This window comes from Peribacillus sp. P4_B1, from assembly GCF_056402395.1.
Genome location: NZ_JBFUHM010000083.1, coordinates 1 through 11980 on the forward strand (window position 1 = coordinate 1; position 11980 = coordinate 11980).

Here is an 11980-nt window from a genome sequence, read left to right on the forward strand (position 1 = left end):
GGTGAGACCCCACAGGCGTTTACGCCGAGGAGGCTCACCGCCCGCACCAAGGAAAGCGAGCATCTGGAGGGGAAATCAACCACAACTCACTACCTGGTAAATAGCAACAAAGTATGTGAAAACAGCCTTATTGTAAAAACAAAGGTAATTTTTATATTGAATTAATGGGTTTTATCGTGGTAAAATTTTCAAAATCATGGTTATYAGGAGGAAGGATTATTGAAAATGAAATAAAGAATTACTTTGGCTATCCAATGGTGAAAATTCCAAGGGGAGAAATAGAATTAAGAGACGATAGAATAAAATTTACGAACTTTTTCCATTGCTGATTTTGCAGTTAGTCCGGTTGAGAAGCAACTGGTGTTCATTACATACCCTTCCTATGATGGCCTGGAGATCGAATCGTTATTTTTTAGGTTGCTCAACATTAGGTTTGGGAAAAGTGATCATCATTTGCAACCCCTAATATTATAATATAATGAAAATTCCGTAATTAATTATACCATATTTTACCTTATTGATATATGTAATTCGAAAACCTAGGTAGTAGCCAATTCAATTTATTTTGTTAAAAAAAACACAGCTGTGTTCATTGCTAATTCTAACGCTTGAAAAATCTTGTTTTAAATACGAAAAAACCTAAGAGCTCGGTGCTCTTAGGCTTTTTTAAAATCAATCGATATATCTTCTTGCTCCGGCATATTCCTCTCCGTATCCCGATGTTTTTATTTCATCTATCCTTACATGTGTAGAGCTGTTTGGAGAATGAATCATTTTCCCGTCACCAATATACATTCCAACATGATGCACCTTACCTTTTCCTTTATCATAGGCAAAAAATAGTAAATCGCCTTGTTGAAGATTTTCCTGTTCCACCTTTTTACCATGAAGCGCCTGAATGGAAGAGTCCCTTGGGATCGTTATTCCGTTAGCATGGTACATGGTATAGGTAAAGCCAGAGCAGTCAAATCCAAAACCGGACATTCCAGCCCAAAGGTAAGGAAGTCCTAAAAAATCTTTCCCTGATTCTACAATGTCCTTACCGGTTGGAACTGGAATTTGACTTTCGTCTTGATAAACGGACAAGTCATTCGTTTCTATCCATTTTGCTCCATTACTTGGTGTCATCACCTTCACTTTATCTTTTTTCACCTGTAATAGCGGAAGGCGTGTATCGAAGCTGACCTCCATGAATTTTGACCGATTTTTCGAATCCGAATAAAGCCAAGTCTTTGGAGCAGTTACAAGGGCAAACCCTCTATTAAACTGCTTCTCTAAGGATTTTCCTGATTTCAATTGCCCTTTTGGCATCCATCCAGGATAACCTGCATCATTACGGGGTGTCAGCTGATTGGCAATAGCAACTTTCACCCATTCACCCCGCTCTTCAAGAATGGTCACTTTAGAACCATATAATGCTTGGGTTTCCAGGTTACCCACAAGCCACAGTTTGTCTTCATAATTCATGGAGTGTATCCATGCATTCAAATCGACGGGATTCGATGCAGAAGGGGCATCGATGTCCCTTAATAATCCCGGCTCCGTCCAAAGAGTGGCCACAGCTACATCTACATAGGCAATTCTCTCCTTCTCTCTTGAACTAGCTTCATTGGGACTGAATACTAAAATACCGATAGTAAATAAAGATATCACTAAAACTGTTAACCTTTTCAAAATAATCACCCTTTCGAAATAGTTTTTATTGAGTAAATGAGGATTTCCTCTTGACTCCTAGTCCAGGTTTCTCGGAAACGAGAAGTTGATCTTTCGCAAATCGAATGCCCTCAAATGGTTCATCCTTAATCCATAATGGTGCATCTAAATCAATCTTCGTTATATTTGGATGGGCGGTTGCTAGATGAGCCGCGGCTGCTACGCTCACGGATGATTCCATCATACTGCCGATCATGCATTCCACCCCAGCTGCTTCTGCCAAATCCGCGATTTGAAGTGCGCGTCGGATGCCTCCTGTTTTCATTAATTTAATATTAAGGAAATCAACAGCATGTTCATTCAGGAGCCTCATGGCATCACGAGGGGAAAACAAACTTTCATCGGCCATGATGGGCACTTGGACGCACCTCTTTATTTCTTTTAAACCTTCGATATCATGGGCTTGCACGGGTTGCTCCACCAAATCAACGTTCAGCTTCCTTTCCTCGAGTTCATGAATGATTGAAATTGCTTGTTTTGTTGTCCACCCTTGATTTGCGTCAATCCTGATAATAACTTGATCGCCAACAGCAGCACGAATGCAGGCAACCCGCTCTACGTCACTCTTCCAGTCTTTCCCCAGCTTTATCTTCATTGTCGAGAATCCGCAATCGATGAGGGACAATGCCGCCTTTGCCATTACTTCGGGTTCATCAACGCTGATTGTCATATCATTTTTCAGGACATTTGATTTACCACCCAGATATTGATATAAAGGGAGCCGCCATCGTTTGCTGACTGCGTCATATAAGGCGATTTCAACAGCAGCTTTTGCACTTGTGTTTCCTACACAGGATAATTGGATTAGCTGAGACAATGCGTTGATATTCTCGATGTCGCGGCCAATTAGATGTGGCGTGATCACTTCTTCAATGATGGTCATGATTCCATTTGCAGAATCACCTGTTATGGCAACTGTAGGGGCCGCTGCCCCCAAACCTTCCGTTCCATCTTCCAACTTCACCGAAACCATGATATTTTCAATTTCCATTGCTGTACGTAATGCAGTTTTGAATGGCTTGACAAGCGGCAAGGTTTCCACAGATACTTGTAAACTTTCAATCTTCATATTAACAACCCTTCCTTAAAAGCTTGAGAGTATATATGATGTTAGAATTCCAAAATAGGTACCCAGAAGACTGCCGAGTACAGCCATCAAAATCCCGACCGGTATTAGCGCACGGTTGAATGCACCTGCCAATATAGGGGCTGATGCCACACCCCCTATATTGGCCAATGAGGCAACTCCCATTGTAAATAGATCCAACTTAAAGATTTTGGCCAAAATGACCATGATCAATCCATGAAAGAATAGAATCATAAAACCGGAAAAAATATACACAGGTGCTTGAAACAGCTGTGAAAAATCGGCATGGGAAGCAATTAAACCAATGACTATATAAAGCATGACTTTTGAAATTTCCATGGAACCGGCAATACGTCCAACCTTTGTGACTGCCAGAATTAAACCTACAGTCGAAGCGATGATGATCGTCCAAGTCGTTCCATTCACAGCGGCACCCAGTACTGGCAGGCTTTCCCCAATTTTGGTTGCCCCTGCTGATACAATTAAAGCAAGTGCCAAGAAACCAATCAATTCCACGAATCCAAATTCCGTCTTGGCGGTTTCCCCTGCTTCAAGCTCGGATGTCATTTGATCAATGAAAGATGTATCCGCTTTAGTCCAAATATTGAATTTTCCTGCAAGAGGCACCAGCCAAAACAAGAACATGACCCAAATGGAATAATTGATTGTATCCATGATTAACGCATAGCCAAAAATATTTTCAGGTACATCGAGTATGCCTTGCAAGATCACCATATTGGCAGACCCCCCAGTCCAGCTTGCGCTTAAAGCAGAAAATGCCTTCCATGTTCCTTCCGCATAAAAACCATTCATTAAAACGTAAGTAAGAGTGAACCCGCCGATGATACTGAATGAAGCGGCAAAAAAAGTTAAAAGCATCTTTGGTCCAAGTCTGATTATTTTTCGCATATCGCATTGCAAAAGCATGAGCATCAACATGGCGGGCAGCAGGAGGCCACGTATGGTGCTATATGCACTTTCGACTGATTCACTATCTGAAAATACCCCAAATGTTTTCATCAGAGCAGCTCCAATATAAATAAGGACAATACCAGGAACATACTTGAAGAACTTACCTCCTATCTTTTTTTCCGCTACCGCAATCACGGCAGTAAATGCCAATAAAAAACAGACAAACATCACACCATCTTGAATCATTTCCCATACCTCCTTATATTTAAGGGATTCTGTTAAACTAAAATGTCATTTTCATCTTCGGTAAAAAGACAATAAGCAGAAGAAATCAAATTCGACAGTGAAGCCTAACGAAGCCCTACATAAAAAAATCCAGCTGCCAAAGAGCTCCTACACACTCTTTAACAGCTGGATTTCAATTGCGAATAACAAATGAAGCAGCTATAACTTATAAAGTTGATGATATTTAATGCTCGCATTTCTTAGAGCGACGGCCAGTGCTTTCTGAGATGACCCAAAGTAACGTTTCTCAATTTCTTTCTCCAATTCATCGGGTCGAAGAATGGATTTGCCCACTAACATGGATTGAATGAACGTTGATGTAAGCGATATCGTTGTCGAGCATTCCACATCCACTATTTCATGTGTATCACTATCAATGACGAACCCGATAAAAAAGCAGTTGAATTGCTGTGTAATAGGGTTATTAGAAGCTGCCTTCGATTCGCCGACTATATATACTGTATTCTGATGAAACATACTTTTGTGCCTCCTGCCATTACAGACATCGTAACAGGTATAAATAGGGTGTCTATCTATATTATTACAATATGAAATGGTTACATATATTCTATTATATGCAATATGCATTTGACAATATATTTCGTATATTAAGTTAATTCTCGATTCCTTCGACAATAAAATAGGTAATGGCTTTCGGTTAAGACGAATTGACCCATTATGCAGAACAAGTATTTGTTGATTCCACACATGTGAAAGCCAGTGCGAATAAGCGGAAATTTGAAAAGAAAATCGATCGCAAGGAAACACGCGCGTAACAAGGACGACTTCAAGAAAAAGCTGGGAAACCAGAAGCAGTTGCCGCAGATGCAGCTTATAAAACACCGGCGATTACAAGCCATCTATTTGGTCATAAAATAACACTGGCTTTACCKTTTACACGTCCTCGAACAAAAGAAGGATTCTTCTGCGAGATTTTAAAGTACTCAACAACGAATAAAGAGGGCTATCGCGAGTACAAATCACCCAAACACATTTGTATTTCATGTCCATTTTTATCAAAGTGTACCGAAAGTAAAGACCATCAAAAAGTAGTGACACGTCATATTTGGCAAGATTATATGGAAGAAACAGATTATCTGCGTCAACATCGAGATGTAAAACCTATCTATGCGAAACGTAAAGATACGATTGAGCGTATTTTCGCAGATGCAAAAGAAAAGCATGGCATGCGTTGGACTACTTTAAGGTGATTTAAAAAATTGTCGAGCAGGCGATGCTCACTTTCACTGCCATGAATGTAAAGAAGATGGCCAATTGGACATGGCAAGGTCCAAAAATGGTCTAACATAGTGGGCTCGTAGAGACCCAATTCCTTAATATTGAGCAAAATGCAAAGGGAATTTCAAAAAGGGGTTCGGGATGTTTTAATTCCAAACCCCTTTTGTCTACAAACTGAGAAACTATTGTATTAATAAGTCTTTTCCAACCGATTAATACAGCTTCTCATAAGGCACATACTTCTCATACATATCTTTTCTGCGATTACGATCATTGAAAGTGGTTGCTGCACCACTTTTTCGATTCTCATAAAGTTCGTCCATATCGACCGTACCGGTAATAATGGTATGTTCATTCATTTCAGCCTCAACTACTATACCATTTGCTGGCCAAGCACTGTCACAGGGGCTAAGTATACTGGCACGACCGTATCCGTCCGGCAGGGGTGCCCCTGGTTCACCAACTGTGGGGCAATGAACAAAATATACCTGATTCTCGATTGCACGTGCATGTGCACAATGGCGAACTCGCCAAAAACCAGCCTCTGTAAACGTGTATGATGGACAAAAAATGATGTCGGCCCCGTTCACAGATAATATTCTTGAAATTTCAGGTATCTCCGCTTCATAACATACCGCTATTCCAATCTTAACCGGACCAATGGAATAAACCTCCAGATCATCGCCTTCAGAGGTACACCAATTTGCTTCAGCAGGAAAGATATGAGTTTTTTTATGCTCAACGTATGATCCGTTCCTATCAAAAATGTATGCAATATTGAAGTATTCATTGTCGCGGCGTTCCAGATGCGTGCCCGCAATAATGATCTGCTTTCTTTTTCTTGAAATTGACCTGAAAAGTTCTTTATATTGATTAGTATATTCATCAATCCTCATAACGGATGAAGCATCCTGTATTCCAAAGGTCGCTGATAACCCGATAGTTAACAATTCAGGAAAAATGATATAATCCGAGTCTTCGGGAACTTGGTTGATCAATTCTTCCACCTGTTTCTGAAATTCATTGAAAGTTGACACATTTTCTACACGGAATTGGCAAGCCGTTATGTTAATTTTCACGAAATCCCTCCCAAATCATGCCCTACCAGTTCATCCTGTCAGTAATCCCCATGGAAAACTTGATTAAACGAAATCAGGATATCTTATTCAAATCATTCATTTCATTCTCTTGCATAGCGATATGTTTAGTCAGTGCACTTACAATGAATGTTACTAGTATATTAATTAACAAAGCTATGACACCTGTACTGATATCATTAATTACATGCGGTATACCCGGCAGGAATGTTGCAACCTTAACATCTGCAATTGTCGCATATAAAACGATTAGGACGCCTGCCAAGATTCCTGTCATCGCACCATACTTATTAATAATATTATTTTTTGGTAAACTGCAAAACAAGGCAGGTGCCAGTTGGGTTATTAAACTATATGACATGATATTCAAGATGGCCAAAGCCTCGCCGCCTGTTACCGTAACAATTAAAGCGATTATTGAGATACCAATAATAATTAATCTTGAGACGATCAATTGATGTGTTTCACTCGCAGAAGGTACGAGAACTTTGAAAAAGCTATTTGTCAGACCTACCGATGCAGCCATTAGCATGACTGAAGCCGGTACAAGGGCAGTCAATAAACCTGCAGCTCCGATAAACCCTATCACCCATGGATCGAATGTTTGAATCGCCAGCCTTAACAGTGATAGATCTCCATCTGCTCCTTGTAGGCCCGGGATTTCCATGATAGCTGCATATCCTATGAAAAAGACGAAAAGCAGTAACAGTGTGTATAAGGGTAAAGCAATGGCATTTTTGCGAAGGGTGCTTTCACCATTCGACGATAAAACGACCATGAAAGTTTGTGGCAGTAAATAAAATCCCAGTGCATTCAGCAAAACGGTGGACACAAACCAGGACTGACTCAATCCGTGATCCGCCAAAACTAACATTTCCGGTTTTGCCGCTTGGACTGTCTCGAACATTGGCTGTATGCCCCCGAAGTAATGAAATGGGATATAAATCCCCAAAAAGATAACGACAACCAAAATCATGAAATCTTTTAGTATGGCTGTCCATGCTGACCCATGAATGCCTGAAATCATTACATAAGTAGTTACGACTACAGCACCAATAACACTTGCAGCAACTGGTGAAATCGCTCCATAAGATGCTTCTGAAACAATGATGCCTAATCCTTTGAGCTGTATGACTATGTACGGAACGAGAGCTAGGCTTCCCAATAYGGCCACGATCATCCCCATTGATCGGCTCTTGTATTTAGATGCAAAATACTCCGGCTGAGAGATAATGGAATGGCGTTTGGAGTATCTCCATATTTTAGGAACAAGCCAATACGATAGGACGTAGGCTAAGAATATATAGGCGGGAACATAATAAGCAGCCGCGCCTTTTGAGTAAGCTCACCCACTTCCGCCCAGAAATGTGAAAGTTGTATAAATTTCACCTGCTATCAGCAGAAAAATGAAGAATGTACCGAAGCCCCTGCCCCCTACGGCAAATTGCTCCATATCCATATCCTTCCCTTTTCTTGCTTTGATCCCTAAATAAAGTGCGAGCACCAAGAAGATGGAAATGATGAGTAATGAGATATTCATTCAGGATCACTCCCTTTATTATCAGGATCGAACTTATAGACAATCATTAAAATTACTGAAGCCATCACCATCCAAAATGCAACCCAAAATAACAAAAAAGGCATTCCCAATAATTAAAATTACTGAAGCCATCACCATCCAAAATGCAACCCAAAATAACAAAAAAGGCATTCCCAATATGTACGGTTCTATTTTATTTGCATAGGGCAATAAACCCAAGAACCCTATGAATGGAACAAAAAGCAATAGCTTAATAGCATTCAAATTATACCCTCCCCTTGTTAGGTTCTTAACATGGAATCACCATCAGTCAAGTCGACTTACATACAAAACTGATGGTTCGATAGCATAAACGTTAGTTACGGACATTTCCTTCTTTCAACAAAACATATATTCGCCTTAATTGGACTGGATGGCAAGGACCGTTTCCAATATTACATTGACGCCTTTTTCACAATCTTCCCAAGTAGTAAGTTCCTCTTCACAATGACTTTTACCTTTGATGCTTGGGACGAAAACCATGGCAGTCGGTATAAAACTAGCTATAAACTGAGCATCATGTCCAGCACCGCTTACCATTCTTTTATATGGTAGACCTAATGAATTGGTCGATAGTTCAAGCAAATTGCAAATTGATTTATCGAACCAAACGGTATCCCTGTCCCATAATTTTTTCACTTGAATGTCACAGCCTCCTTCTATACCTGTGGTTGTAAGGCCTTCAATGACTTCCTCCACCTTTTCGATGACCTTGAAATCCTTATGCCTTGCTTCTAGCGAAAAAACTACTTTATTAGGGATAACCGTATGGATATTAGGAAACACATTTACCCTTCCAATCGTAAAAACCAAATCGTCATCAAGCATGCCTAATTTCTGACGAGCCTCCATAATCAAGCCATTTGCAGTGAAGAAAGCATCCTTTCTCATAATCATCGGGGTGGTTCCCGCATGATCAGATTCTCCAGTAACTTCTATCTCATAGCACACCATTCCAAGGACACATTCAACGACACCGATCGTTAACGATTCACGTTCAAGAATGGGCCCTTGTTCAATATGCAATTCTAGAAATGCAGTCGCTTCTTTTAAACGGGACTCTTCATTTCCTGCGTATCCAATGGCATTTAAGGCACTTTCGAAAGTGGTTCCTTCACTATCCGTCTTTTGCAGCATGATGGATTTCTCGAATTTACCTGATAGAACTCCAGATGACATCATGGAAGGTTCGAATCTGGCTCCTTCTTCGTTCGTAAAATTGACGATCATTACCGGAATTTTAGGCTGGATATTATTTTCCACCAGCGTCCGCACGACTTCCAAGCCGGCAGCTACACCCAAGATACCATCAAACCGCCCGCCTTTTTTCACGGTATCCATATGTGATCCCAAAACAATTGGCGGTTTGTCTTCAAGTCCCGTTAAAGTAGCGTAAATATTCCCCATGTCATCAACCTTAATGGTCATCCCCAATTCTTTACAACAAGAGCAAAAGTAATCACGGACTAATCGATCTTCCTCGGACAGGGATAACCGTGTGACTCCGTTGTTTTCTGTCCGTCCAAAATCCGCAAATTTTTCGAGCGTATGACTCAGTCTCTCACCATTAATTAATAATTTTTGCTTTTTCATAATGTATATCCCCCTTTTAGATAACCTGCTAAATTCTACATAGGTTGGCTTAAGCAACAAAATTGAAGTTTAAGGTCTTTGTCGTTTAATAGTCCCTATAGATTATATTTCCACCAATGTTTCCCTATGATAGAGAATCTCTCCGTTTAGAATCGTTGATTCAACTTTTAAATCCTTGATATTTTGAGGATCTACTTTCAATATACTATCATTCAATACTACTAGATCGGCTAGCTTCCCTACCTCTATGCTGCCTTTGACATCCTCATCGAAACTCGCAAAGGCGCCATTCCATGTGTATAGTTTAATGGCTTCCATTACGCTAATCGATTGAACCGTACCTATCTTCATACCGGACCTGCTTCTTCTATTAACTGCAACATGTATGCCTAATAAAGGGTCGTGATCAGTAATGGGAGCATCAGATCCACCTGCGGCCAAGATGCCATTATCAATATAATCACGGGCGGCGTACATGCGGTTGACCCTATTACCGTAGTGTTCGATATATATATCACCGAATTCATAAGGAAATGGGGGGTTGGGGATTGGGATGATTCCAAGTTCTTTCATCCTCTGTTGTAAATCTGGCGCAGATATTCCAGCATGCTCAATCCTATGTCTATGATCTTTTCTTGGAGTTTCATTCAAAGCCTTTTCCACACAATTTAAATACATCTCTATCGCCCTGTCACCTTGGGCGTGTACTGTGATCTGATAGCCTTTTTTATGTGCCTGACCTAATACTTGATAGATTTCTTTTTCTTTATAATAAAGAATGCCAAAATTGCCAGGATCACTCGAATAGGGCTCACGGGTAGCGATCGTCGGACCGGTACTGCTGCCATCCGTAAACAATTTAGCCGGTCCAATTTTAAATCTTTCGTCCCCAGTTCCGGTTACGATTCCAGAAGATACCACTTTGTTTACAAATTCATGCGAATTATTCAATGAACCTACCATCGCATAAATGCGGACACGTATATCCTTACTTTTAATGGCTTGCTGCATTAAGCGGAAACTTTCAGGACCATAAGCACCAGCTTCATGAATGCTAGTTATGCCTGCGGCAATGAAATGCTCCGACGCAATTTTCATTGCTTTCAACAGTTCACTTTCTGAATAGCTTGCAATGTCGGCCATTATCATATTTGCTGTTTCAATTAGTTTGCCTGTATTCCTCCCTGCCTTATCCTTTTCAATAATCCCGCCTTTTGGATTCTCTGAGTTTTCATCAATTCGGGCAAGTTCTAACGCCCGACTGTTCAAAACACTTATATGGCTGCATGTACGGGTTACCATAATGGGATGGTCTGTTGAAATGGCATCCAACTCTGTAATTGTTGGATATCGTTTTTCTTTCATAGCGGTTTCATTGAAGCCCCAGGCGCGGATCCATTCACCTTTAGGGATTGTCGGAGCTTTCTTCTTCATATCGATTAACAAATCTTTTACAGATTCTATATGTTCAGCTTTACAGCTTACTGCCAACTGGTTGACACCGTACAATATAAGGTGAATATGAGAATCTATAAACCCAGGCAGTAATGACTTTCCCTGCAAGTCAATCACATTTGTTTCTTCTCCGATAAAAACCTTCATTTCCTGATTCGTTCCGACTGCCGAGATGCGATTTCCTTTAACTGCCAAGGCTTCTGCGATTGAATTTTTTTGATCAATTGTTATGACCTCGCCGTTTATGAATACGATATCAGCCTTCAAACACTCACCACTTCCCTTTCTTTTGTTGTCAATATCCCGACTTATTGAAATATTCTGTTTTTAATAGATTCATTATATCTACACCAGTTTGTGAATTCATTAGACAAATAGTCAAAAATTTTATCGTTTTTTTACACCTTTCATATGATTATGTCTTATCTTTGTATGATTCATTGATAAAAGTCCCCTATTTATCTAGCCTTAGAAATGGATGAATTAAAATATTCCTTAGGAGACTTATACGAAACAAAAAAAAGATAGGTACAGCAGTTGATATGCTTACCTATCCCTTTCATTCCGTTTTTCAGTTGTATGACAATCATTTCAATCTCCCTATAATTCCAATGGTCAAATACTGTTTATTTGCATTAAAATCCCATGGCCAATACCGAAGGGATAATTCACTTTTACCCACTTTTTCAATAAAAGATTTTATCCCAATCAATGCTGCCCCATACCCCACGTTTGAAGCTAAGACAAATATGGCACCAAGCCCTTCATTAATGGTATCCATATACTCAGGTTCGATTTTTAAGATATCAGTCCATGTAATATAGAATCCATTTTCCTTGATACATTTAGAAATAGAGTGATTCAACGTTCGTACTATCTCATCCCTTAGATCTAAARGTCCATTCTTTATCTCTTCTGCGTCTTTATTTTGATATTGGTTTGAGTAATCAGAAAGCAGTTCCTTGGCCCAATTATAAAAAAGTTGAGTATAAATGGCGGAAGTTGCTATAACGTCAAAAC

Annotated in this window: 9 protein-coding genes and 3 pseudogenes; 1 reads left to right on the forward strand and 11 read right to left on the reverse strand. The window is 40.0% G+C overall.

Features of this window, described 5'->3' with window-relative positions; genetic code table 11:
- Positions 1 to 672: 672 nt before the first annotated feature.
- The 4 genes from AC1DVK_RS25240 to AC1DVK_RS25255 all read right to left on the reverse strand — a co-directional run bounded on the left by AC1DVK_RS25240 (position 673) and on the right by AC1DVK_RS25255 (position 4474).
- A complete protein-coding gene (locus AC1DVK_RS25240) occupies positions 673 to 1680 on the reverse strand; it encodes a C40 family peptidase (RefSeq protein ID WP_410861134.1) in 1008 nt (335 codons plus the stop codon).
- A gap of 19 nt (positions 1681 to 1699) precedes the next feature.
- The gene (locus AC1DVK_RS25245) at positions 1700 to 2782 is read right to left on the reverse strand and encodes a dipeptide epimerase (protein WP_089362184.1); all 1083 of its coding nucleotides are present in this window, start codon (positions 2780 to 2782) and stop codon (positions 1700 to 1702) included.
- A gap of 15 nt (positions 2783 to 2797) precedes the next feature.
- Complete coding sequence (locus tag AC1DVK_RS25250; protein ID WP_061463167.1) at positions 2798 to 3958, reverse strand: DUF819 family protein; 1161 nt, start codon at positions 3956 to 3958, stop codon at positions 2798 to 2800.
- 198 nt (positions 3959 to 4156) lie between these two features.
- Positions 4157 to 4474, reverse strand: coding sequence for a DUF3870 domain-containing protein (locus tag AC1DVK_RS25255; protein ID WP_477627660.1), 318 nt, complete (start codon positions 4472 to 4474; stop codon positions 4157 to 4159).
- A gap of 203 nt (positions 4475 to 4677) precedes the next feature.
- Here AC1DVK_RS25255 and AC1DVK_RS25260 point away from each other — a divergent pair.
- Positions 4678 to 5303 (forward strand): annotated as a pseudogene (locus AC1DVK_RS25260) (transposase); the annotation flags it as partial.
- Between the two features lie 145 nt (positions 5304 to 5448).
- On the opposite strand, the gene AC1DVK_RS25265 reads toward AC1DVK_RS25260, so the two are convergent.
- From AC1DVK_RS25265 to AC1DVK_RS25295, 7 genes and pseudogenes are all read right to left on the reverse strand, one after another.
- Positions 5449 to 6315 carry a nitrilase-related carbon-nitrogen hydrolase gene (locus tag AC1DVK_RS25265; protein ID WP_477627661.1) on the reverse strand — a complete coding sequence of 289 codons (867 nt, stop codon included), beginning with the start codon at positions 6313 to 6315 and terminating at the stop codon, positions 5449 to 5451.
- 73 nt (positions 6316 to 6388) lie between these two features.
- Positions 6389 to 7873 (reverse strand): annotated as a pseudogene (locus tag AC1DVK_RS25270) (sodium:solute symporter family protein).
- The gene (locus AC1DVK_RS25275) at positions 7870 to 7977 is read right to left on the reverse strand and encodes a DUF3311 domain-containing protein (RefSeq protein WP_477627662.1); all 108 of its coding nucleotides are present in this window, start codon (positions 7975 to 7977) and stop codon (positions 7870 to 7872) included. The pseudogene AC1DVK_RS25270 and the gene AC1DVK_RS25275 overlap by 4 nt, the downstream one beginning before the upstream one ends.
- A 64-nt stretch (positions 7978 to 8041) precedes the next feature.
- Positions 8042 to 8137, reverse strand: a pseudogene (locus tag AC1DVK_RS25280) (DUF3311 domain-containing protein); the annotation flags it as partial.
- A 135-nt stretch (positions 8138 to 8272) separates the two neighbouring features.
- On the reverse strand, positions 8273 to 9505 hold the full coding sequence (locus AC1DVK_RS25285) for an allantoate amidohydrolase (RefSeq protein ID WP_477627663.1): 1233 nt from the start codon (positions 9503 to 9505) through the stop codon (positions 8273 to 8275).
- Positions 9506 to 9607: 102 nt separating this feature from the next.
- The gene (locus tag AC1DVK_RS25290) at positions 9608 to 11227 is read right to left on the reverse strand and encodes an amidohydrolase (RefSeq protein ID WP_477627664.1); all 1620 of its coding nucleotides are present in this window, start codon (positions 11225 to 11227) and stop codon (positions 9608 to 9610) included.
- Positions 11228 to 11546: 319 nt separating this feature from the next.
- A partial coding sequence (locus tag AC1DVK_RS25295; RefSeq protein WP_477627665.1) for a hypothetical protein occupies positions 11547 to 11980 on the reverse strand: 434 nt, incomplete at its 5' end.

What these genes read in the sequence shown, in the direction of transcription:
- AC1DVK_RS25275 (WP_477627662.1), bottom strand. Translation starts at nt 7,977, where the DNA reads ATGCCTTTTTTGTTATTTTGGGTTGCATTTTGGATGGTGATGGCTTCA.
- AC1DVK_RS25245 (WP_089362184.1), bottom strand. Translation starts at nt 2,782, where the DNA reads ATGAAGATTGAAAGTTTACAAGTATCTGTGGAAACCTTGCCGCTTGTC.
- AC1DVK_RS25255 (WP_477627660.1), bottom strand. Translation starts at nt 4,474, where the DNA reads ATGTTTCATCAGAATACAGTATATATAGTCGGCGAATCGAAGGCAGCT.
- AC1DVK_RS25250 (WP_061463167.1), bottom strand. Translation starts at nt 3,958, where the DNA reads ATGATTCAAGATGGTGTGATGTTTGTCTGTTTTTTATTGGCATTTACT.
- AC1DVK_RS25285 (WP_477627663.1), bottom strand. Translation starts at nt 9,505, where the DNA reads ATGAAAAAGCAAAAATTATTAATTAATGGTGAGAGACTGAGTCATACG.